19 protein-coding genes, 1 pseudogene and 1 riboswitch are annotated in these 22613 nt (G+C 43.8%); of the genes and pseudogenes, 9 read left to right on the top strand and 11 right to left on the bottom strand.

Annotated elements, in window-relative coordinates:
• Positions 1-162 precede the first annotated feature (162 nt).
• Positions 163-804 (top strand): peroxiredoxin, encoded by a 642-nt coding sequence (locus FOC32_RS07380; protein ID WP_175966726.1) that lies wholly within the window; start codon positions 163-165, stop codon positions 802-804.
• Positions 805-1129: 325 nt separating this feature from the next.
• On the opposite strand, the gene tnpC is transcribed toward FOC32_RS07380, so the two are convergent.
• From tnpC to tnpA, 3 genes are all read right to left on the bottom strand, one after another.
• On the bottom strand, positions 1130-2755 hold the full coding sequence (tnpC, locus tag FOC32_RS07375) for an IS66 family transposase (protein WP_005104480.1): 1626 nt from the start codon (positions 2753-2755) through the stop codon (positions 1130-1132).
• A 74-nt stretch (positions 2756-2829) separates the two neighbouring features.
• The gene (gene tnpB / locus FOC32_RS07370) at positions 2830-3165 is read right to left on the bottom strand and encodes an IS66 family insertion sequence element accessory protein TnpB (RefSeq protein ID WP_004642106.1); all 336 of its coding nucleotides are present in this window, start codon (positions 3163-3165) and stop codon (positions 2830-2832) included.
• Positions 3162-3545 (bottom strand): IS66-like element accessory protein TnpA, encoded by a 384-nt coding sequence (gene tnpA / locus FOC32_RS07365; protein WP_005100737.1) that lies wholly within the window; start codon positions 3543-3545, stop codon positions 3162-3164. The genes tnpB and tnpA overlap by 4 nt, the downstream gene beginning before the upstream one ends.
• A gap of 406 nt (positions 3546-3951) precedes the next feature.
• Here tnpA and FOC32_RS07360 point away from each other — a divergent pair.
• Positions 3952-4542 (top strand): annotated as a pseudogene (locus FOC32_RS07360) (dual specificity protein phosphatase family protein).
• Positions 4543-4547: 5 nt separating this feature from the next.
• On the opposite strand, the gene FOC32_RS07355 reads toward FOC32_RS07360, so the two are convergent.
• From FOC32_RS07355 to trpA, 4 genes are read right to left on the bottom strand one after another with little or no spacing between them, the layout of a single operon-like run.
• Positions 4548-5594 (bottom strand): SPOR domain-containing protein, encoded by a 1047-nt coding sequence (locus FOC32_RS07355; protein WP_392389697.1) that lies wholly within the window; start codon positions 5592-5594, stop codon positions 4548-4550.
• Positions 5585-6868, bottom strand: coding sequence for a bifunctional tetrahydrofolate synthase/dihydrofolate synthase (gene folC / locus FOC32_RS07350; protein ID WP_175966722.1), 1284 nt, complete (start codon positions 6866-6868; stop codon positions 5585-5587). The genes FOC32_RS07355 and folC overlap by 10 nt, the downstream gene beginning before the upstream one ends.
• A complete protein-coding gene (gene accD, locus FOC32_RS07345; protein WP_166139531.1) occupies positions 6865-7761 on the bottom strand; it encodes an acetyl-CoA carboxylase, carboxyltransferase subunit beta in 897 nt (298 codons plus the stop codon). Before accD ends, folC begins: the two co-directional genes overlap by 4 nt.
• A 1-nt stretch (position 7762) precedes the next feature.
• Positions 7763-8563, bottom strand: coding sequence for a tryptophan synthase subunit alpha (gene trpA, locus FOC32_RS07340; RefSeq protein ID WP_004782187.1), 801 nt, complete (start codon positions 8561-8563; stop codon positions 7763-7765).
• Between the two features lie 365 nt (positions 8564-8928).
• Here trpA and FOC32_RS07335 point away from each other — a divergent pair, with 365 nt between their 5' ends.
• Positions 8929-10260 carry a Na+/H+ antiporter NhaC family protein gene (locus FOC32_RS07335; protein WP_175966720.1) on the top strand — a complete coding sequence of 444 codons (1332 nt, stop codon included), beginning with the start codon at positions 8929-8931 and terminating at the stop codon, positions 10258-10260.
• Positions 10261-10300: 40 nt separating this feature from the next.
• Here FOC32_RS07335 and FOC32_RS07330 read toward each other — a convergent pair whose 3' ends face one another.
• Positions 10301-11338 (bottom strand): helix-turn-helix transcriptional regulator, encoded by a 1038-nt coding sequence (locus tag FOC32_RS07330; protein ID WP_175966718.1) that lies wholly within the window; start codon positions 11336-11338, stop codon positions 10301-10303.
• A gap of 140 nt (positions 11339-11478) precedes the next feature.
• Between FOC32_RS07330 and FOC32_RS07325 the strand changes: the two genes are divergently transcribed.
• Positions 11479-12357 carry a metal-dependent hydrolase gene (locus FOC32_RS07325; protein WP_175966716.1) on the top strand — a complete coding sequence of 293 codons (879 nt, stop codon included), beginning with the start codon at positions 11479-11481 and terminating at the stop codon, positions 12355-12357.
• A gap of 64 nt (positions 12358-12421) precedes the next feature.
• On the opposite strand, the gene FOC32_RS07320 is transcribed toward FOC32_RS07325, so the two are convergent.
• From FOC32_RS07320 to FOC32_RS07310, 3 genes are all read right to left on the bottom strand, one after another.
• Positions 12422-13414, bottom strand: coding sequence for a DUF2804 domain-containing protein (locus tag FOC32_RS07320; protein WP_175966715.1), 993 nt, complete (start codon positions 13412-13414; stop codon positions 12422-12424).
• 361 nt (positions 13415-13775) lie between these two features.
• Positions 13776-15020 (bottom strand): tryptophan synthase subunit beta, encoded by a 1245-nt coding sequence (gene trpB / locus FOC32_RS07315; RefSeq protein WP_175966713.1) that lies wholly within the window; start codon positions 15018-15020, stop codon positions 13776-13778.
• Positions 15001-15645, bottom strand: coding sequence for a phosphoribosylanthranilate isomerase (locus FOC32_RS07310; protein ID WP_175966711.1), 645 nt, complete (start codon positions 15643-15645; stop codon positions 15001-15003). The genes trpB and FOC32_RS07310 overlap by 20 nt, the downstream gene beginning before the upstream one ends.
• Positions 15646-15788: 143 nt before the next feature.
• Positions 15789-16001: riboswitch (cobalamin riboswitch) on the top strand.
• Positions 16002-16038: 37 nt separating this feature from the next.
• Between FOC32_RS07310 and FOC32_RS07305 the strand changes: the two genes are divergently transcribed.
• The 5 genes from FOC32_RS07305 to FOC32_RS07285 all read left to right on the top strand — a co-directional run bounded on the left by FOC32_RS07305 (position 16039) and on the right by FOC32_RS07285 (position 22576).
• Positions 16039-17862 (top strand): TonB-dependent receptor plug domain-containing protein, encoded by a 1824-nt coding sequence (locus FOC32_RS07305; RefSeq protein WP_175966710.1) that lies wholly within the window; start codon positions 16039-16041, stop codon positions 17860-17862.
• A gap of 95 nt (positions 17863-17957) precedes the next feature.
• Positions 17958-18542 carry a cob(I)yrinic acid a,c-diamide adenosyltransferase gene (locus FOC32_RS07300; RefSeq protein ID WP_127799852.1) on the top strand — a complete coding sequence of 195 codons (585 nt, stop codon included), beginning with the start codon at positions 17958-17960 and terminating at the stop codon, positions 18540-18542.
• A gap of 145 nt (positions 18543-18687) precedes the next feature.
• The gene (locus tag FOC32_RS07295) at positions 18688-19401 is read left to right on the top strand and encodes a glycerophosphodiester phosphodiesterase (protein ID WP_104495371.1); all 714 of its coding nucleotides are present in this window, start codon (positions 18688-18690) and stop codon (positions 19399-19401) included.
• Between the two features lie 424 nt (positions 19402-19825).
• Positions 19826-20992, top strand: coding sequence for an acyl-CoA desaturase (locus FOC32_RS07290; protein ID WP_175966708.1), 1167 nt, complete (start codon positions 19826-19828; stop codon positions 20990-20992).
• A 138-nt stretch (positions 20993-21130) separates the two neighbouring features.
• Positions 21131-22576 carry a protein adenylyltransferase SelO gene (locus tag FOC32_RS07285; RefSeq protein WP_175966706.1) on the top strand — a complete coding sequence of 482 codons (1446 nt, stop codon included), beginning with the start codon at positions 21131-21133 and terminating at the stop codon, positions 22574-22576.
• Positions 22577-22613 lie beyond the last annotated feature (37 nt).

The following is a 22613-nucleotide window of genomic DNA, read 5'->3' as shown; positions in this document are numbered from 1 at the left end:
TATAGTTAATTAGACGACTGATTTGTCTGATTCTGAATCAATAGCCTACTTCTTTATTCGGTTTATTCATAAGAAATTCTAAAAACACTATTTTTAATCATAAAAAAATTGGTTCATATTTATTCTCATCGACACATTACAAGATCAATTGAGGCAAGAAAAATGAGTTTACGTTTAGGCGATACCGCACCGAATTTTGAACAGCAATCTAGCGAAGGCTTAATTAATTTTTATGACTTTCTAGGCGATAGCTGGGGCATTTTATTTTCACATCCAGCCGATTACACCCCTGTATGCACCACTGAACTGGGCTTTACCGCAAAGTTAAAAGATGAATTTGAAAAGCGTGGCGTGAAAGCAATTGCCCTTTCTGTTGATGATGTTGAATCCCATCACGGTTGGATCAAAGACATCAATGAAACTCAAGGTACTACCGTTAACTTCCCGATCATTGCCGATCAGGACCGTAAAGTATCTGAGCTGTATGACTTCATTCACCCGAACGCGAGTGAAACCCTGACTGTACGTTCTCTGGTGATCATTGATCCAAACAAGAAAGTGCGTCTAATTATTACCTACCCTGCATCAACAGGCCGTAATTTCCATGAAGTATTACGTGTAGTCGACTCTCTACAATTAACTGACAACCATAAAGTAGCAACCCCGGCTAACTGGCAACATGGCGATGATGTAGTGATTGTGCCTTCATTAAAAGATGAGGAAGAAATCAAACAACGCTTCCCTAAAGGCTATAAGGCAGTAACTCCTTATTTACGTCTTACGCCACAGCCTGAGAATAACTGAAGCACTGCTTTAGTTATTCGCAAGACAAGCGAAGCGCGTAGTTCAAGATAAAACGAAGCACTGCTTCGCCCGAGCGCAAGAGCCATAGCTATGCTATGGCTGGTAAGGAATTAAAAGGACTCCTTTTTAATTTTGCGCAAGGCAAGCGTAGCGCGCAGTTTCCATAGTACTGCCCTTGCGCAAGACGAGAAGCTATGCTTCGAGTGATAACACCAAAACCACTGCTTTTCAGTTTTGCGCAAAGCAAACGAAGTGCGCAGTATTTGAAGCACTGCCTTAATTTGTGGCAAGACAGTAAGCGTCCGCTGAACCCCATGTCTATTTTTTAATTTGAGTTGGATTTCCAGCGGTGTGGTAGCAATTCTTCTATTTGGGTCACTTTATGGGTCGGCAATCTTTTCAGCACATCACTTAAATAGGCATACGGATCCAACCCATTCAGCTTTGCTGACTGGATTAAAGTCATGATGTTTGCCGCTCGCTGACCACTACGCAGCGAACCTGCAAATAACCAGTTCTTACGTCCCAACGCCCAAGGCCGCACTTGGTTTTCCACCCAATTATTGCAAATCGGTAGATTGCCATCATCCAGATAGCGGCTTAAAGCTGGCCAACGCTTCAGAGTGTAATTGATGGCCTTGGCGGTTGGAGAACTCGATGGCACCGTCAGTTGATGCTGGTTGAGCCATTCATACAGTTGTTGCATCACCGGTTGGCTATGCTGTTGTCGGTATTCGCGGCGGTGTTCTGCTGTACTATCGGTCTTTTTCCTGAGTTCTGCTTCTATCGCATACAGTTTCTGAATCAGCACTAATGCCTGTTCAGCGATCTGACTTTTCCCAGTCACATGTAGCTCATGGAATTTACGACGCGCATGCGCCATGCAGCCCACCTCAATGACATCGCCTGATTTAAAGCGTGCTTTATAACCACTGTAATCATCACAGACCAGATGGCCCTGCCAGCCATTCAGGAACTCTTCTGCATGCTGACCTGAACGGCTATCCTGAAAGTCATAGATCACCGCTTGAACTGGATTGTACTGTGTAGTGGCATAGGCCCAGACATAACCTTTCTTCGGTTTTTTCTCATCATCACCCATCCGCATGATGGTGACTGGTGTTTCATCGGCATGGATCACCCGCTGTTGCAGCACCACCTGTTTTAAGGCATTGGCCAGAGGTTCCAGTTCTACACCGCAGCGACCAATCCAGTCAGATAACGTGGATCTGGACAGATCAATGCCCGCCCGCTGATAGATCAGGCGCTGACGGTACAGCGGCAAATGATCGGCATACTTCGATACCAGCACATGGCTGAGCAGTTCAGGACTGGCAATACCTTTATCAATCACATAGGCGGGCATCGCTTGCTGAGTCAGGGTGTCACACTGATCACAGACCCATTTGCCACGTACATGCTGTTCCTTATAGAACTGTGCCGGTCTGAAATGCAGTTTTTCACTGATATCTTCGCCGATACGACGTAACTGGCAGCCACAACTGCATTGGGTTGATGCAGGTTCATGCTCAATACGGATGGTGTGTAGATGATCGGGCAGCAGTCGACGTTTAGGTTTGTTGACTGTGGCTTTGTGTGTCGCTGCATCAGTTTTATCTGCATTCAGCCGTTCCAGTTCCAGATCAACAGCGGCAATATCTTCTTCGACCGCTTCATCCCAGAGATGGATTTGTTTTGCGGTGAGATGTTCGTTTTTACTGTCGAATTTGTGCTTTTTAAACAGCGCAAGTTCATGCTCGTATTTTTGATTGAGAATGGAAAGATGCTGAACTTTGGCATCTAATTGCAGATTGGATACTTCAAGATGCTGAACTTTGGCATCTAATTGCTGGTTTGATTGTGCCAGAGACTGATGTTGCATTGCCAACTGTCTAGTAAATTCCAGCAGTTGTTCATGGGTCAGTTGGCTTAAATCAGGCAGTGTATTCATGACCGCAGTATGCCTGAGGTCATGAGAAGAATGAAATAGAACGTTTGGAGAATAGCAACTTGGACCAAGCTAGTTTAGAGCATTGTGACCACTTGCTGTCGTCCAATGCGCTGCCAAGGCAAACCCTGGATCAGTGCCTGTAACTGTTCTGGGCTGAGGGCTACGCTTTCACCCTGGTGAACTTTAGCCCAGTGAAATTTTCCCTGTTCCAACCGCCGAGCACACAGCCAGATCCCCAGTCCATCATGTACCAGCACTTTCATGCGATGGCCACGTTTATTACAGAACAGGTAAGCACAATGCGGTTTGATGTAGCCAAAGGCTCTCACCACCTGAGCCATGGCCGTATCCATACCTGCACGCATGTCCATGGGCTGAGTAGACAACCAGATTTCATCGATACGGATCATGTTGTAAGTGCCTTGAGTAATTTTGCTAAAGCAGACATTTCTGATACTTGCCATTTCAAGCCAATTTCTGCTTTTGAGTGGGGTAAAGTAATTTGAACCGTTAACATGCCAGTAGAAATAGGATCTAATGGTGCAGAGCAAGATAAGGCAATAAATGCAGGTTTATTCGGTAGTAGTGAGCGATCATTCCCTGGCTTAGCATCAATTAAGCGAATCCATTTGGATACAAGATTTGTATTCAATCCATGTTGCAAAGCGACCGAAGCAATTGAAACCTCCGATGCTTTACACGCCTGAACGATCTGCTGTTTAAATTCAGCACTATATGTTCTTCGTTTTATCGTAAGAGATGCGATGGATGTCTGGTTATTTGTAGTCATAAATTTAAGTTCCCACTTGTTTTTAAGTGAGGACTAAATTAAGGCTTATAGGACGAATTCATAAGGTGTGTTCAGCGGACGCTTACGCAAGACAAGCGAAGCGTGTAGTACATAATATGTAGAGTGGTGCTTCGCCCGAGTGCAAGACCCACGGCTATGCCGTGGGTGCAAGAGGATAAGCTAAATGCTGTTCTATCCTTTTTGAATATTAAAAAACCGCAATCAACTCCCCACCATGAAAATGATAGTCGTCATGCATCAACCATCATTTTCATGTTTAGTTTGATACCTACCGACGAGCCGGGTTTTCGAACTTTTCCCATCAAGCCTGTCTTCGGACAGGCTTTTTTTTGAAAAAGCCGATATGCTGTTGAAGAGAATGATTAAAAAGGTGAGTTAGGTTGCAATGAAAAATAATTATGTACTTCTTCTGGTTTCTACGCTTGTTTTATCCGGTTGTACTCCAGCGCTGCCTGAACAGGAACGCCCAATGCATTAGGGACAGGAACTGCATGAAGAACATAATTTTTATCAGATCAGCGATGAACTTTACCGAAGTGAACAACCAAGCGATGAACTGACGCCTTTATTAAAACGATATGCCATTAATGTGGTGATCAACCTGCGTTCACGCGACAAAGATACGGATGTTTTGTCAAATGAAGACCTCAAGCTTAAACATGTTCCCATTCATACCTGGGCTATGAATCGCGAGGATTTACTGAACGTAATGCAATTGATTCAACAGGCACGGCAAAATAATGAAAAAATACTTTTACACTGTTATCACGGTTCAGACCGTACCGGTGCCAGTGTGGCCATGTACCGGATTATTTTTCAGAACAGGCGCATTGAAGATGCAGTACAGGAAATGAAGCATGGCGGTTATGGCTTTCATTCCATTTGGCGCAATATTGAAAAATTATTTACCCCTGAAAATGTAAAATGGATTCGCGAGCAACTCACGAATCCATCTACAGAAACTTCGGTTAAGTAAGAAAATTAACGCTTATCTAGCGGCACCCAGTCATTTACCCAGGCTGATTTCATGTTCAGGCTGGCATCAGCCGCGATTTTCTTACGCAGTGCATCTGCTGTTTCACGGTCTTTAGATGGACCGACCATGATACGCACACCTTTAGATGTCTGGCTCTTGGTGACCTTGTAGCCTTTGGCTCGCAGTTTGGCCGCAATGGCATCAGCATTGGCTTCATTGGCAGCCAATGCCACCTGCACCATCCACTGTTTATCACTTTCACCTTCAAGAAGTTTACGGGCTTTTTCAGCTTCAGCCTTTTTCTTGGCCTCTTCTGCTTTATGTTTCTCTTCAGCTTTGCGCTTTTCTTCTGCCTTACGTTTTTCTTCTGCCTTACGTTTTTCTTCAGCAGCTTTATGCTCAGCTTCTTTTTTCTTTTCAGCCGCTTTGTGCTCTTCCTCGGCCTTACGTTTTGCTTCAGCTGCCTTATGCGCTTCTTCAGCTTTACGTTTCTCTTCTAGCTTACGTTTTTCTTCTGCAGCCTTCTGCTCTGCCTGTTTCTTGGCAGTATCAGCTGAAGTTTGGGCTTTTTGCTGCTCAAGTTTCTGCTGTTCTAACTTTTTTTGTGTAGCAGCCTTGTCTTCAGCCAGACGTTTTTGCTTCGTCTGTTCATCTTCTGCCAGCTCAGGTGGAATATTGTCTGAACTTTGCTGTCCCATACGATGGGCATTCAAAGCAGCATATTCTTCAGCCGCACGACGTGCTGCATCTGCCTCAGCCTGCTGTTGCATGGCTAAAAATTCAGCTGCACGGGCTTCCTGTTCAGCCACTGCTTTTTCGCGGTCACGACGCTGCTGTTCCAGCAGACGTTTTTCTGTTTCCACATCGACTGTTAAAGAACCTAATGAATTGTTGACTGTATCTTTTGATTCTACTTCTGCAGCCAGTGCCGGGTTTTGCTGACGATCCTGATGAATTTCATTTTGACCTTTCAGGAGTAATGCTGCCAATAAAACACCACCACCTAGTAAAACAACGCCACCCATCCAGCGTTGTTTGTTATTCATTGACATTCTTCCAAATACTCCCATACCGCTTCTAAGGTATGAAATGATCCACATACCAAAATCAGCTGATTATTCTCTGTTTCATCCAGCGCTGATTTAAAAGCTAATTTTACATTGTCAAATTGTTCTATCAATTCACCTTGCAGTGCATCAGTCAAAAGTGTGACCTCTGCCGCACGTGGTACAGATAATGGTGCAATTTTCCACAAATGAACAGTGTCTTTCAACAACTTGACGACAGAATTTATATCTTTATCTGCCAGCATGGAAAATACACAAATGACTTCTTTATATTTCTTGTTGTAATTTAAATAATTGCGTAATTGTTTTAACAGGAACTCTACCCCATGCGGGTTATGTCCGGCATCAAAAATTACAGTCTTATTCTGAATTTCTCGGACTTCAAAACGCCCCGGCAATTTAGCTGCCTGAACTCCTTCCGCAATCGCTGTCTGGTTGACTTCCAGACCACTTAGCAAGATCGCTGCAACTGCTGTCGAAATATTATCCAGCGCCAGTGAACCTGTCGGCAATTTTAAAGTCGTACCTGACGATGCAAAGGCCCAGGTTTTGCCATCTTCAAAGGCTTCATAGAAATAATCACGGTTAACTGCATATAACGGCGCATTGCATTCAGCAGCTTTATCCAGAATGGCTTGCGGAATATCTTGCTGACCACCAAATATCACAGGAATATTCGGACGGATAATACCAGCTTTTTCAAAAGCAATTTTTTCAATGGTATCACCGAGCCAGTCGGTATGATCCAGTCCGATATTGGTGATGACTGCAACATCCGGATTAACCACGTTGACCACATCCAGACGACCGCCTAGTCCTACTTCCAGCACCCACACATCACACAGTTCATGTTTAAAAATCACAAATGCAGCAAGTGTGGTTGCTTCAAAGAATGACAGGCTTAAATCGCATTCGCGACGTGCCCGATCGACTTCAACAAAAGCATCAATCAGCAACTGGTCTTCGACTTCAACCCCACGTAATTTCACCCGTTCATTAAAACGATATACATGAGGAGACTGATACAGTCCGGCCTTAAAACCCTGAGCATTAAGAATGGCAGCCAGAGTCGTGGTCGTTGAACCTTTACCATTGGTTCCGGCAACCGTCAGGACTTTAGCCTCCGGATTGATCACCCCCAGCTTTTCAGCCACAGGAATGACACGTTCCAGGCCTAAATCAATCCCCGTAACGTGAACATGGCTCCAATAATCGAGCCATGTATCAAGTGAATCAGTTGCTAATGGTGCTGTGTTCAAGGCAGGTTCATCAATTTCGTGATAATACGATAAACTGTATCACGTAATGCATGACGGTGAACAATCTGATCGATTACACCATGATCAAGCAAATATTCAGCACGCTGGAACGGTTCGTCCAGTTTTTCACGCACGGTCTGCTCAATTACACGTTTACCCGCAAAACCAATCATCGCTTTCGGTTCAGCCAGATGCACATCACCCAGCATGGCTAAAGACGCAGTTACACCACCATAAACTGGGTGGGTCAATACCACCACATAAGGCAGACCTGCTTCTTTCAAACGCTGAATCGCTGCTGAAGTACGTGCCATTTGCATCAAAGACAGCATACCTTCCTGCATACGTGCGCCACCAGATGCTGCAAAACAGATCAGAGGTTGATGCATTTCAATCGCACGCTCCGCTGCCTGCACAAAGCGGTCACCCACTACAGTGCCCATAGAGCCGCCCATGAAGTCGAACTCAAATGCGGTTGCAATCATTGGCACGCCTTTCAGCAGACCTTGCATTACGATCAGTGCTTCAGTTTCACCTGTTTTCTTTTGTGCTTCCGACATACGGTCTGGATAAGCTTTGCTGTCGACAAATTTCAGTGGATCTTTGGCCGTAAATTCCTGACCCATTTCAGTCTGTACCTGATCAAAGAACCAGTTCAGACGGTCACGTGCTTTCATTTTCAGATGTTCATCGCATTGTGGACAAACATAAGCATTAAATGACATTGCAGTACGTGTCACCAAAGCATGACATTCAGGGCACTCAATGGTTGGCTCTGTGAATGTCGCTTTTAGGGTAGTTTGCTCATCAGGTACATGAATGCCCGGAACAATACGCTCCGTCCATGGGGTCGATGGGCTCAGAATTTTGCCTGATTTCACTTGTTGACTCATACTATAACTCATCGAGCGCTGCTCGAAGCTCCTTGACTTTATTCACCGTCGCAATAACGGCTTGTTCTGGCGCGAGGGTTGCAAACTGTTTTACAAACGCACTTCCCACAATAACTGCATCGGCAGCAACACCCATCGCTTTCGCAGATGCAGCATCACTGATACCAAAACCCACGCCTACAGGAACATCTGTCTCTGCCTTAATTTTCTGAATACGTGCAGCTGCTTCAGATACATCTAATGTTGCAGCACCCGTCACACCTTTCAACGACACATAGTAAATAAAGCCACTGGCCTGTTTCACTACATGCTGAATACGCTCATCAGTTGAGGTCGGAGCCAACAGGAAAATCTGATCCATTTCATATTTTTCCAGCACCTGCCCCAAATCTTGAGCTTCTTCAGGAGGAAGATCGACCAGAAGCACGCCGTCGACACCGCATTCATAGGCATAAGCCACAAACTTTTCATAGCCAATGACTTCAACCGGATTGAGATAACCCATGAGTACCACTGGTGTTTCGCGGTCTTTCAAGCGAAATTCTTTCACCATGTGCAGGGCATCCAAGGTATTAGTGCCACCGGCCAGCGCGCGTTCAGCGGCCAGAGCAATCACCGGACCATCTGCCATTGGATCTGAGAAAGGAAGACCCAGTTCAATCACGTCGACGCCAGCGTCTACCATCTGGTGCAGCAAAGGTACGGTTACCTCTGGATGCGGGTCACCAGCCATAACATAAGAAACTAAAGCTTTACGCTGTTGAGATTTAAGTTGTCCAAATCGTGTGGCTAAACGTGACATAGGGCTGAGCTTTCCTTAAGGTGTTTCAAACTTGAGACATTGACTATGTAGAAATACAAGACATCGCATTGTAACGCTATTTTTTGTACATTGAACAGTGTGCAACATCGACCTCTGGCATTTCATTTCCTGTGCGAGGATTTCAGAACAACCCGAAGGGATCTATTTACGATTATTTTGATTTTTTTCTCAATGATCAAAGATGCCTAATTTTGGCATTCCCTAAAATGTTGAATATTTAGATAAACTTATTTTTATCATGGAAAAATTAATAAAAATGCAGATGTTAGCGCATTCATTTAAAGTTTTCTGAAATTGCAAAACCTGTTTTATACTAGCCCCATTCTCTTATTTTTTTATCTCCTATGCAGACTGACTCTGAAGGTACAGTGCAGGCACGCGCCATTGCACTGTTGCCGCTTATTGTATTTTTAACCATCTTTTTAGGTAGCGGGATCTATCATTCTCTTATCGGAACTGAATTTGCGTTCTATCAGATTAAAGCACCTGTTGCCGCCCTGCCCGCGATTATCTTGGCTGCATTAGTGTATCGCGGCAAACTCAACCAGGGTATTGAAGAATTTCTGAAAGGTGCCAGCCATCCCAACCTGATTCTGATGTTCATGGTGTTTATGCTAGCCGGTGCTTTTGCTAGTGTCAGCAGTGCGATTGGTAGTGTTGATGCTACTGTACAAATGGGCCTGTCCGTTATTCCTCCGAGTTTTGTCTTACCGATGCTGTTTGTGATTTCAGCATTTATTGCGACGGCGATGGGTACCTCGATGGGAACCATTGCCGCCTGTGCACCCATTGCCTTTGGCTTTGCACAAGTGACCGAGATTCCGGTGGTTTATGCGATCGGCGCCGTGGTCGGTGGGGCAATGTTCGGTGATAACCTGTCTATGATTTCGGATACTACCATTGCTGCAACCAGCAGCCAGAAAGTGCAGTTACGTGACAAATTCAGAGTCAATGTCTGGATTGCTGTGCCGGCTTCTATCGTCACGATTTTGATCTATATCTTCAATACTGGTAGTTCTAGTCCAGTCGAATACAAGGACTTTAACTGGATTCTAGTCCTGCCTTATATTGCGGTCTTTTTACTGGCTTTTAGCCGTCTGCATGTTCTGGCGGTTTTAACCATCGGTGTCGTGTTATCGGGTTTATTCGGGCTATTTGCTACGCCAGATTTCAATATCCTCAAGCTGAACACTTCCATTTATGATGGCTTTGTCGGCATGTTTGAAGTGGCATTGTTATCCATGTTCCTGGGTGGCCTGTCTGCGATCATGCAACGTGAAGGTGGTTTACGCTGGCTGATCGAACGCATCTACGCGCTGACCCGCTTATTTAAAGTGGGCCGTCAGCGGGCCGGTGAAATCGGGATCAGTTTCTTGGTCGTATTTTCGAATCTGTTTGTAGCAAATAACACTGTCGCGATTATTCTGGCTGGTGATATGGCCCGTGAAGTGGCGAAAGAATATGGGGTTGATCCGAAACGTGCCGCCGCCCTGATGGATATTTTCTCCTGTGTGGTACAGGGGCTGATCCCTTATGGCGCACAATTATTACTGGCCTGTTCGATTGCCAAACTTTCTCCAGTCGAGCTAATCGGGGGCGTGTATTACTGCTGGATTCTGGCAATATTTGCGGTGATCGCAATTACTTTCCGATATCCTAAATTAAAAACAGCTTAAATTAAGTCATGAGATAAAGCGGCCAATGATGGCCGTTTTTTTATGCCTGATCCTGTTTTAATTGTTTTCTATATTGCAATAAAGTCCTGCCTGTTGCTGCCTTATAAGCGCGGGCTAAAGCGGACTGGTCAGAATAATCCAGTTGTTGGGCGATTTCGGTCAGGCTTAGGGGCTGATGCAATAAGCTTTCACAACGCCTGATCCTTTCCTGTTCCAACAATTTTTTAAAAGATATGCCCTGTTCATTTAGCTGACGCTGCAAGGTTCGAGTCGATACAAACAGTTGCTCGGCCAGCTGTTCAATTTTAATCGCCTGTTGTCTGCTTCTTAGATGCTCCGCAACCACTTTTTGAGCCTGAGTCAAAATACTTTCTACAGGTGGTTTGGCTGCAATCGCTTCTTCAGCTTGACGAATCAATAACTGTAATAACATTGGATCGGCCTGTTCCGATTTCAGGTTCAGTCCCTGTATATCCAGTTCAAAGCCATAATCCTGCTGTGAAAACTGCACTTCCGCAGCATAGAATTTTTGATAGTGAATTCGGGCAATTTCTGGCGCATGGGCAAAGCGCACCCGACGCAAGAGCAAAGGATGATCCTGCAAAATAAAACGTCCTAATTGCACCATGGCTGCGATGGTCAGCTCGTTCAGCAGGTTATAACGCTCATCCTGATAGATCCAATACAATTCAATACTCTGCGCATGCTGTCTTAGTTGCAATGGGACAAATTCACTCCCATCAATGACCAGTCGCTGAAAACGCATGATGTAGCCAATGATCTCAGGAATACTGCTGCTTTTAGATACCATATAGCCCAACACACCAAAATGTTCTGGCCGAATACATTGCACAATTTCAAAAATTAACTGGGGGCATGCTAACTGTTTTTGGGTTCTTAACAGGATGCTATTGAGAAAATCCAGCGGAACTTGCGCATCAAAAGGCTGATCAATCAGTTCAATGAGCTGAGGTCGTAGATCTGCAAGAAACTCTGCAGTTAAAGGTTCTATATTTAAGCTACGCAAATAGGTGGTCCATAGCTGGATATAACCATTGGAGATTTTGATGTCCTGCATGAGCGCGTCCCTGTCTCCGCTGCGAATGTATATTTTATTTTTCTCTGGCGTAAAATGTATAAAAATTGGCCATATCTGTCAAAACAATTTGTGCAATTCTGAACATACTGTCAGCATCTCCAGAAAAAGAATGAAAGCAGATGAACGCACCTTTAAAATCTTCCATACCGCCTGTGGTACGTAGTAATCTTGATTTTAAGCTGAGTGAAATTCCACGCTACTGGTTTGGTGGCGATCCATTCCTGACCCGTATGTTTGATGCACTGAGTCTGACCTTTCCAGACGGTGAACGTTATTTCATTCAGAGTGTGCGTCTGTTCCGCGACCAGATCAAAGACCCAGATTTACAGAAACGGGTAGCTGATTTTATCCGTCAGGAAGCCCAGCATGGTATTGCCCATGACAAGATGAATAACCTGATGCGCGAACAAGGCATGCCGGTCGATCAGTTTATTCAGCGTCTGAACTACATGATGAACTATGATCTGAAGAACCGTTCGCCTGAGTACAATATTGCAGTCACTGCAGCCGCGGAACATTTGACCGCGCTCATGGCTGAAACTTTTTATGGGCAAAAAGATACTTTAAGAAATGCCCATCCTTTTGTTCGCGCCATGTTTGCCTGGCATGCGATTGAGGAAATGGAACATCGCGATGTTGCTTTTGATGTCATGAAAGATGTGGCAAAAACGCCAGAATGGCTGCGTCAATACACCTTGCTCATCACGACTTTGCTGATGTTTGGTTTTACCATTTACCGTGCCAATGTCATGCTCAAACATGATGGCTTTAGCCCACTGCAACGACTGCAAATGAATATCCGTGGCCTACCTTGGTTCTTTGGTAAAAAAGGCACTTTGACTCGTATGGGTAAACAGTATCGTGACTGGTTTAAAAAGGATTTCCATCCATCCCAGCATCCAGTGATTGCTCAATATGATGTCTGGGTAAAAACGCTGGCAGAAACCGGTGACCCGATTCAGGCAGGAGAAGCGTTCTGGCAAGCTGCAGAAGATTAAACCTAGAAATCAAAAAGCCTTCAAAATCGAAGGCTTTTTTAGATTTAGAAGTTGGAAAAATGAATTACCATTTAGCATAGTGCTGTTCTAAAAGTCCATATTCATTAACCAGTACAATCTCCTGACCATTTTGCCGGATAGTCCCTGATACTTTTGCCTGCCACTGGCTAAACTGACTGCCGACCAGACGTAAATTCAGATTTTCATAACGGCGCCAGCCTGTGTGCACATTCAGGTTCAAGCAGCCATCTAATGACTGGATATTCCAGCGTTCGTCAGATTCCTGCTGAAACAACACATCCGCCACAAGATAAATTTTACCATTTACCCACAAACAGTTTTCATTACCAAAGCTTTCATTAACACCGGAAGCGAGATTGATCCCGATACGATTATGATTGGCATCCCAGAAATTACAAGATAGCCAGAACCAGGCAGTTTCAGGACGCAAAAAGCCGCAGGTATCATCCAGAGAGGCGAAGGTGCGCTCATTAAACTGGATGGTTTCACCCTGCTTATTTACGAAATAACCTTCACAACCCAAAGTGGTCAATTTCTGGGTATAGGTCCAGCCATTGATTCCGGTCGGACTGCACATACTCAGCGGGTCTGTACCTGCACAGAAAATTCGGGCACTAAGCTTGATTTCACCATATTTGGTCACATGGATATAACGCACCCCATTGGCATGCTGGATATCAATCTGAAAGGGAGATTTGTGAAAATAACTATGATTAAATAATGGCTGTTCGTCTAGCACCGTATTGCGCGAGAAGAAATTGATCGCATTCCATTCCTGCACTTCGTTGGTACTATGGTTATAGATGTAGAAAAAACTGTGCCCAGCCCAAGCGATATCAGCAATCGCAAGGCCAATTGTATAATGTTCGTGTTGAATACTACAGAATTTAAATTTTTTATATTTTAGTTGCTTACGCCATCCCTTGAGTACATCACCATAGGGATTTTTGTACTGGTACGCATTGTAATCAATACTTTTTGGAATTTCTTTGAAACGTCCGTAACGTGGTTGTCCATTTTCCTGAATTAAATCCATTAAGACATTCCATCTCAATCAAAAACTATTTTTGCTTGAAGCTATTATGCCGATTATTGAGATTTGATAAAGAATTTTTTAAAACCGTTCGTCAGCTCTTCCAGCCAATTCTACTTAAAATAATCATTTTAATTTTTTGAATGAGAAACTGATTTTTTGCCGTTTTATCTAGAACTTGAATAGTTTTTATCCCATTTTTAGCCAGATTGCTTCTTCCTCTTACTCTCTAAAAATTTTCTTATCTATAAAAATAAAAAAATCGTGCTGAATAATTCAACACGATTTTTCTTAATCCACCCTGCCCTCCTTTTAGAAAGAAGGGTTTTCTCCCCTCTTTGAAAAAGAGGGGCTAGGGGAGATTTTACATCTCGACCATTTCTACACCATCAATACGGGCAACGGTCATCAAGTCTTTATCACCACGACCAGAAACGGTCGCAATAATGATTTGATCCTTGTCCATGGTTGGTGCAAGTTTAGTGACATAAGCCATCGCATGTGAACTTTCAAGCGCAGGAATAATCCCTTCGATCTTGGTTAGATCACGGAAACCTTGTAACGCTTCCTGATCATTAATCGGCACGTAGTTCACGCGTTCCATATCTTTCAGGAAGCTGTGTTCCGGACCTACGCCTGGATAATCCAGACCAGCAGAAATTGAATGCGTTTCAATGATCTGACCTTCTTTATCAGACATCAGATAAGTACGGTTACCATGCAGTACACCGACGTGACCCGCATTCAGTGGTGCAGAGTGCTTGCCAGTTTCGATCCCTAAACCTGCGGCTTCAACACCATACATTTTCACATCCTGATCGTTCAGGAATGGATAGAACAAACCCATTGCATTTGAACCACCACCGACACAAGCAACCAATGCATCTGGAAGGCGACCTGCCTGTTCCTGAATCTGACGGCGTGCTTCACGGCCAATAATGGACTGGAAGTCACGAACCAATTGTGGATATGGGTGTGGACCTGCCACGGTACCAATCACATAATAAGTTGAGTCAACGTTGGTAACCCAGTCACGCATCGCTTCGTTCATGGCATCTTTTAATGTTTTAGAGCCACTTTCTACAGGAACAACTGTTGCACCCAGCAGACGCATACGGTAAACGTTCATCGCCTGACGTTTCACGTCTTCAGCACCCATGAACACCACACATTCAAGACCTAAACGCGCTGCGATGGTTGCAGTTGCTACACCATGCTGACCGGCACCTGTTTCCGCAATAATGCGTTTTTTGCCTGAAAGTTTAGCCAGTAAAGCCTGACCAATCGTATTGTTTACTTTATGCGAGCCGGTATGGTTCAGATCTTCACGCTTTAAGTAAATTTGCGCACCACCCAACTCTTTCGACCATCGCTCAGCATGATATAAAGGACTAGGACGACCTACGTAGTAGGCTAGATCACGGTCGAATTCTGCCAGAAACTGTTTATCATCTTTCATGCGGAAATAAAGCTTTTCCAGATCTTGTAAAGCCGCCATCAGAGTTTCTGACACAAAACGCCCGCCATGGATACCGAAATGTCCACGCTCATCCGGGAATTGGGTATAGTCAATCACGGGCTTGTTGTGATTAGTACTTTGCTGATCCACGATGGACTCCTTGCATAAAGCGTTCTATGAGTTGTTGGTCTTTTATACCTTTTGCGGATTCGACACCACCACTAACATCAACAGCATAAGCCTGTGTGGTGTGAATTGCCTCCTCGATATTGTCCGGGTTTAAACCCCCAGCCAGGATCAAGGGAATATCTAATTGAGGGAAGGTGCTCCAGTCAAAGCTGTGTCCGGTGCCACCTTTTAAATCAGGATGCCAAGCGTCTAACAGTACTGCGCTGGCTCCTGCTGCCTGATAACGTTGAATTTCAGCGACTACGTCCAGATCAGGTTTGACCTGAATCGCTTTGTACCAGCGACGTCCAACTTGCTGGGCAATGGCCTGACATTGTTCAGGGCTTTCATCACCATGAAACTGTAGAATATCCAGCGGAACAGTTTTTAAAATATCCTGGATGTCATCTGCCGTACTATTAACGAATAAGCCAACCACTTGAATATAAGCTGGTACTGCTTTGACCAGCGTTTCAGCCTGTGCCTGAGTCACGCTACGTGGACTCGGTGGATAGAACACAAATCCAATGGCATCACAGCCGGCATCAGCAACAGCCTGGACGTCTTCAGCTCGGGTGATTCCACAGATTTTGGCACGGGTTCGCATATAGTGTTGGCTCTGATTTACCAAGATATCAAGTAATCTATAAGATTGGGGTGAATCATTGTAATGCAAATCATCGATCTTGCGTAAAGTTCATACGGATTATTCTTGTTCTTGATTGTTTAAGTCCTAAGCAAACTTTATACTTGCTACAATTTGCAACGAGTCAAGGCCTTAAGGCTTTAGGGAAGTTGGTGCAAATCCAACACTGCCCCCGCAACGGTAAAAAATGAAAAGCTTGTCTTTATAAATCTTCAGGATTTACACCACTGCATCAATATGTGGGAAGGTGGATAAATAAGTATGAGTTTCAATACTACATTTAAGTCCGGATACCTGCTTGTTGTGTTCTTTAACTCAATCATTCACGGGGAGTGAATGTATGGAGCACATCTCATGTCTATTCCATTTCAACCTACTGCCTTGGTAGGTGCGATCGCACTTGCGTTGGGTTTTACTTCATCTGTTCATGCCGCCGAGCAAAAAGTTGCAAAAGCCTCTTTAGATACCATTGTAGTCACGGCAACTCGCTCTGCAGAAAACATTGAAAATGTACCTGCGCGAATTTCAGTGATTGAACCTGCGACTCTTGAGCAATCCCCTATTGCTTCATTGCCAAACTTATTGAAAAAAGAGGCTGCTTTAAACGTCGCTCAACTAGGCGGTTATGGACAACAATCCTCTATTTTTATGCGAGGCACAAGCTCGTCACATACACTCGTTCTGCGTGATGGCATGCGATTGAATACTGCTTTAAGCAGTTCAGCTTCTCTCCCTTTTATTGATACTACCGATATCAAGCAAATTGAAATTCTGAAGGGTCCAGCATCAGTTTTATATGGTACAGATGCCATTGGCGGCGTCATTCATATGATTTCTAAAACACCTGAACAATCAGGTGCATTTATAACAGGTGAAATTGGCGAGAATAAAACTTACAAATCACTCGTGGGTGCCGATTTAGCTGAAGATAGTTTTTATGCCCAAATCCGTGGTCAACGCCTGGAAACTGACGGAAAATCTGTTCTAGATGATGAAGATGAAAATTACTCCTTTGACCAAAAAGGTTTCAGCACAAAATTTGGCGTCCACAAAGACCAATATGGCTTATCTCTCGATTACAGCCAAAATAAAGGCACAAGTGATTACAATGCAGGTAGCCTCACTTCACAAGATTTTGAAAATGAAATGGTTAACCTGAGAGGACGAATTAACCTAGGCTCACAATTAGAACTCAATGCTCGCTTATCCCAGTTTGACGATCAATTAGATCAAAATGCTACGAATTATCTAGGTCAGGTCGATTATTCATATAGCACTACTCAAGAAGCAGAATTGTATGCCAAACTCAATCTAAATGATCAGCATCATATTTTACTAGGGACAACGCATAGCAATCTTGATGGTGATGTTCTTTCTTATGGAGTTGCCTACAAAGGTGATGTTTCCTCTCAAGGATATTACACACAGCATCAATATCAATCAGATAAACTCAATACACAACTCGGCATCCGTGTTGAAGACAACGAAAAGTATGGCTCTCATACTGTAGGGCAAGCTGCTGCACGTTATGCAATATCACCTCAACTCAGCGTCTATACGAATATTGGTTCAGCTTTTCGTTCACCAAACTTAAACGAGCTGTACAGTGGTGAATCTGCAAATCCAAATTTAAAAGCCGAAGAAAGTCTGTCTTATGAAATTGGCTTAGACCAGGCCCTCACTCAAAACTCATCTGTTTCATTTTCCGTGTATCAAAACGAAGTGGATAACATGATCCAAAAAGTTGATGGCAAGTTAAATAATATCAGCGAAGCAACGCTTCGTGGTGGCGAGCTGGCATGGAACTGGAAACAAGACGATTGGTTCATCGATACTGCTTTTGCGTATGTACAAGCTAAAGATAGCAAAACGAATATTGAGTTAGCTAAACGACCACGTCAAACCCTCACTCTGACCACAGGTTTGGAAAATGAAATTTATGGGATGAGTGCTTCTCTTATTGCCCGTTCCAAGTCAAAAAGCTGGAGTGATTCAGACCATAATCCGGGCTATGCGACCGTCGATTTAAATGCTTACTGGAATATCAACCCACATGTCAAAGTATTTACCAACATAGAAAATGTCGGTGATGTGCGTCATAAGATCGAATACAACTGGAATAATTATTATGTTGATGAAGGCCGCCTCGCTTCTGCCGGCGTGACTTTTAAATATTAAGCTCATTCCAATCCAAGCAAATACTTTTGAGAATCATGTCATGCCTATGGCATGATTCTTTTTATTTACAGCATGCAATAATTTAAGGAACTCTCATGGGTCACCGTTTAAGTAAAATTTACACGCGCACAGGCGATTCGGGCACTACCGGACTGGGTGATGGTTCACGTGTAGCCAAAGATGATTTGCGTATCATAGCGCTGGGTGATGTCGACGAACTGAATGCCATCATTGGGGTTTTACGTGCACAAATTTCAGCAAGCACAATTGAAGATCAAGCCGCTTGGGATAAATCTTTAAGCCTGATCCAGCACTGGTTATTTGATCTGGGCGGTGAAGTGTGTATTCCAGGCTTTAATCTGGTGCAACCGGTATCAATTGAGTTTCTGGAAAATGACATCGACCGTATGAATGAAGCTTTGCCGATGCTGAAAGATTTTATTTTGCCTGCGGGTACTTTAGTTTGCAGTTTCGCCCATCAGGCCCGTGCCGTATGCCGTCGTGCAGAGCGCAGTGTGATGTCGGTTCACTCACGTGACCAGAATATTCAAGCGACTTCCCTGCAGTTATTAAATCGCCTATCTGACTGGCTGTTTGTGGCTTCACGCACCTTGCAACGTGCTGAAGGTGGTTCTGAGGTGTTATGGCAAAAAAATATTAATGAGACCATTGATCAATAAATCCGCTAAAATGTATTAAATTGCACGGAAAATTCTGCGCCAACGGTATTTGCAACAAAGTGTTTCAGGCGCAGAATATTGCAATACTCCTGTCACAACTCTTCATCATTATGTTTTCATCTTCACTTCTTCAGGTTATCGCAGCATGCGCATAATCGGACATCGCGGTGCGCGTGGGGAAGCGCCTGAAAATACACTAGGCGGTTTTCAATATATTCAGGATATCGGGATTCGTGCGGTTGAATTTGACGTACGCCAGCTTAAAGACAATGCCCTCATCATCATGCATGATGATAACTTTGTACGAACTACCGGTTTGCAGAAACCCCTCTACGAATGTAGCCGTCAGGATCTCAGTCAATATAACCACGCAGTGAAATGGTCAGAATGGAATAAGGTCGAAGCGACCCCCATGCTGGATCAGACCTTAACTGTGATTCACAACTTTGACCATATTGAAGTCGAAGTCAAAAGTGTAGCGAGCCAAGCCGATGCCGAAAAAATCACGCTTGAGCTTGAACAGCAGTTACAGGGTTATGAGCAGTCAGTCGTGATCACTAGCTTTGATCCTAAAATCCATCAGGCCTTGCAGCAGCAAAATTCCAGTTTAAAGCGTGGCCTTCTGATTGAAACAGATGTGAAATATCAGGCGATTGATCAAGCCTTGGAACTTGGCTGTTGTCAGATTGGCTGGATGAATGAGCTAGCCAGCAAAGATATTATTCAAGCCACACAAGCTGCCGAACTTACCATCAGCGTCTGGACCGTAAATGATGTTAATCGTGCCAAAGAATTGCGTGACTGGGGTATTCAGGGTCTCATTACCGATTACCCGAAGTTAATGATGCAACATCTTTAAGTAACCCAAAATACAAGATTCTATACATAGATTATTTTTCTTTAAGCCTTGAAAAATAATTTAAAGAAGAATGCCTGTCTGTAATCTTGTTTAACTTTGGGTTACGGGTTTGCTTACAAATTTATTTCTCTGCAATCTAGTAGAAAAAATGAACATTCATTTGACCCATTTTAAGAAAATAAATTTGATTAAAAGCTTTAAAAATCTCAGTGATTTACTCGGAAATCAGAGCCTGTCTAGCCTGCGAAAATGGTAGTTTTCATCCTGCTTATTCTGTTACCGACAAGTACAATACAATCGTACAATAATGCTAGTGATGCCCTAGGGGGCGTGCTAATATGAATGACTTAACCGCTGTTAAAATAAACAATAGCGGCCTCTGCTTTTTGTTATGCCTTCCCAGGTTCCAGGAGTGCTGTTGGAGATGAATGCTCCCCTACCTCAAGCCCCAATTAACTGGGTCGCTGTGTTTGCTTTGGTAGTTTTACCCATTGTAGCTGTTATCGCGATTCCGTTATATGCGTATCACCATGATTTTAGCCTTGCTGCTTGGATCAGTATGTTTGTTTTGCTCGGCGTTAGCAGCCTGGGGATTACAGCGGGCTATCATCGTCTTTGGGCACATCGTGCTTATGAAGCGACTTTACCTTTAAAAATCATTTTAATGATCATGGGTACCTTTGCGGTGCAGAACAGTATTCTGTACTGGGGTTCAGGTCACCGTACCCATCATCGTCATGTCGATGACGTGGAAAAAGACCCATATTCAATTAATAACGGCTTCTGGTATGCGCACCTGGGCTGGATGCTGCGTGACTATCCTGCTGCAGAACCAAACTACAAAAATGCACCAGACCTGCAAAACGACAAAGTTGTTATGTTCCAGCACAAATACTATGTACCTTTAGTGATTGCAGTACATGCTGCAATCTTGTTGCCAATCGGCTGGGCTGTAGGCGATGTCTGGGGTGTATTGTTATTGGGTGGTCTGGTTCGTTTAATCCTCAGCCATCACGTGACCTTCTTCATTAACTCATTGTGCCATATGTGGGGTTCACGTCCTTATACGGATGAAAATACTGCACGTGATAACTTCTGGTTAGCGATTGCAACTTGGGGTGAGGGTTATCATAACTATCATCACATCTTCCAGTACGATTACCGTAATGGCGTGAAATGGTGGCAATATGACCCAACCAAATGGTTAATCTGGACTTGTTCTAAACTGTGCCTTGCGAAAAATTTACGCCGTATTCCAAGCTTTAATATCAAAAAAGCTGAACTGGCAATGAAGTTTAAATATGCCGAGCAGGATCTGGCGGTATATGGTCATAATGTCAATGAAGACATTATCAATGTGAAAAGTAAGATTGCTCAAGAATATGAAGCCTTTACTCAGACATTAAATGACTGGGCTAAACTGAAAGAACAGGAAATTCAGGTGAAAAAGGCTGCTGTGGCAGAAAAGATTCACCAGATGGATGACAAGCTTAAAGTTGAATTTCAACTAGTCGAACAGCGTCTTTCTCATCATCGTGAAACACTCAATCTGTTAGTGCGTAATTTGAAAAAAGCGCCTATCTCTCAATAAGATTTGAATTCTCAAAAAAGCTCCTGAAATCAGGGGCTTTTTTTATTTCTGCCTGTCTTATCTATACTTCCCTTTTACAACAGTTTTAAACAGAGATCTTTGTTATATTGCTTTTATTGCCTAAATATTTTAACTGCCATGTATTTTAATTCCCGATATCAGTCTCTCCCTCCTCGCTTTTATCATCATCAGCCCCCGCTACCTTTAAAAGGCGCTAAAGCAGGACATTTTAATGCTGCGCTTGCTGAGCATCTGCAATGGTCTGAGGAAGATAAAGCACAATGGGTCGAAATCTGTAGTGGTCAAAAAACCTTTGTCGAATTTGAACCTTTGGCCATGGTTTATGCCGGCCATCAGTTTGGACAATGGGCAGGACAACTGGGTGATGGACGTGGTTTATTGATCGCTCAGATTCTGGATAAAGATAACCAGACCATTGATCTGCATTTAAAAGGTGCTGGTGCAACGCCTTATTCACGTATGGGAGATGGCCGTGCAGTCTTACGCTCGGTGATTCGGGAATATCTGGCTGGACACACCTTAAATGCGCTAGGTGTAGAATCCAGTAATGCGGTTGGTTTTACCTCTTCCGCTCAAGGTGTACAGCGTGAAAAACTGGAACCGGGCGCGATGCTATTACGGACATCTGACTGTCATATCCGATTTGGACATTTTGAATGGATCAATCAGTATCAGCCAGATCTGTTACCTGTATTCACACAAAAATGCATGGAATGGCATTATCCGCAATGTCTGCAAGCAGAACAGCCTATTCTGGCATTTGCTACCCAAGTGATTCAGCGCACGGCAGTGATGATTGCCAAATGGCAACTGGTCGGATTTGCGCATGGTGTCATGAACACCGATAACCTGAATATTACCGGTTCAACGCTAGACTTTGGCCCGTATGGGTTTATGGAGCGGTTCCGTCCCAACTGGATTAATAACCACTCGGATTATCAGGGTCGCTATACTTATCAGCAGCAACCAAGCATCGGCCACTGGAACTTGTGGATGTGGCTGAATAACCTGATTCCATTATGTCCTGAAAACTATGATGAAGAACAATGGAAACAGGATCTGGCCCAATGTCTGGAACATTATGAACCGACCTTCCTGGAACATTATAAGCATGGCCTAAACCAAAAAATGGGCTTACCGAGTTTTCACAAAGACAGCTTTGACTGCGCCATGGCTTTTCTCAGAATCTTACAAAGCGAGCAACTCGACTATACGCAAAGCTTTATTCGCCTGCAGAATCATGAATATGAAGCAATCAAGGATGATTGTTTGGATCGCCGTCAGTTTGAAGCATTCCTGACTCAATATGAAGCGATCCGCGAACATCAGGATATTGAAGAATTAGATGCCGCCATGCAACTCGTCAATCCACACTATATCCTGCGCAATCACATGGCACAGAAAGCAATTGAACTGGCTGAGCGGGATGACTTTTCCGAAGTCGATCGCCTGTTTAAATTATTGAGTCAGCCTTATTTAAAACAGCTGGATCTGGAACACCCTGAAGATCTAGGGCCATTGCCGAGTGATGTACCTGAAGTCATGGTAAGTTGTTCATCTTAATTTATTCACAAGACGACCAAAAACTGTGGATAATTTA

The organism is Acinetobacter sp. FDAARGOS_724, assembly GCF_013364475.1.
Taxonomy (GTDB): domain Bacteria; phylum Pseudomonadota; class Gammaproteobacteria; order Pseudomonadales; family Moraxellaceae; genus Acinetobacter; species Acinetobacter variabilis.
The sequence above is the reverse complement of the archived record's forward strand: the minus strand, read 5'-3'. Positions and strand labels throughout refer to the sequence as shown.

Excerpts from the sequence above, each read along its gene's own strand:
- trpA (WP_004782187.1), bottom strand. The coding sequence starts at position 8,563 with ATGTCACGTTTAGCCACACGATTTGGACAACTTAAATCTCAACAGCGT.
- FOC32_RS07300 (WP_127799852.1), top strand. The coding sequence starts at position 17,958 with ATGGGTCACCGTTTAAGTAAAATTTACACGCGCACAGGCGATTCGGGC.
- FOC32_RS07330 (WP_175966718.1), bottom strand. The coding sequence starts at position 11,338 with ATGCAGGACATCAAAATCTCCAATGGTTATATCCAGCTATGGACCACC.
- FOC32_RS07310 (WP_175966711.1), bottom strand. The coding sequence starts at position 15,645 with ATGCGAACCCGTGCCAAAATCTGTGGAATCACCCGAGCTGAAGACGTC.
- FOC32_RS07320 (WP_175966715.1), bottom strand. The coding sequence starts at position 13,414 with ATGGATTTAATTCAGGAAAATGGACAACCACGTTACGGACGTTTCAAA.
- FOC32_RS07380 (WP_175966726.1), top strand. The coding sequence starts at position 163 with ATGAGTTTACGTTTAGGCGATACCGCACCGAATTTTGAACAGCAATCT.
- FOC32_RS07355 (WP_392389697.1), bottom strand. The coding sequence starts at position 5,594 with ATGTCAATGAATAACAAACAACGCTGGATGGGTGGCGTTGTTTTACTA.
- FOC32_RS07285 (WP_175966706.1), top strand. The coding sequence starts at position 21,131 with ATGTATTTTAATTCCCGATATCAGTCTCTCCCTCCTCGCTTTTATCAT.
- FOC32_RS07325 (WP_175966716.1), top strand. The coding sequence starts at position 11,479 with ATGAACGCACCTTTAAAATCTTCCATACCGCCTGTGGTACGTAGTAAT.
- FOC32_RS07305 (WP_175966710.1), top strand. The coding sequence starts at position 16,039 with ATGTCTATTCCATTTCAACCTACTGCCTTGGTAGGTGCGATCGCACTT.
- FOC32_RS07335 (WP_175966720.1), top strand. The coding sequence starts at position 8,929 with ATGCAGACTGACTCTGAAGGTACAGTGCAGGCACGCGCCATTGCACTG.
- tnpA (WP_005100737.1), bottom strand. The coding sequence starts at position 3,545 with ATGACTACAAATAACCAGACATCCATCGCATCTCTTACGATAAAACGA.
- FOC32_RS07295 (WP_104495371.1), top strand. The coding sequence starts at position 18,688 with ATGCGCATAATCGGACATCGCGGTGCGCGTGGGGAAGCGCCTGAAAAT.
- FOC32_RS07290 (WP_175966708.1), top strand. The coding sequence starts at position 19,826 with ATGAATGCTCCCCTACCTCAAGCCCCAATTAACTGGGTCGCTGTGTTT.
- tnpC (WP_005104480.1), bottom strand. The coding sequence starts at position 2,755 with ATGAATACACTGCCTGATTTAAGCCAACTGACCCATGAACAACTGCTG.
- accD (WP_166139531.1), bottom strand. The coding sequence starts at position 7,761 with ATGAGTCAACAAGTGAAATCAGGCAAAATTCTGAGCCCATCGACCCCA.
- tnpB (WP_004642106.1), bottom strand. The coding sequence starts at position 3,165 with ATGATCCGTATCGATGAAATCTGGTTGTCTACTCAGCCCATGGACATG.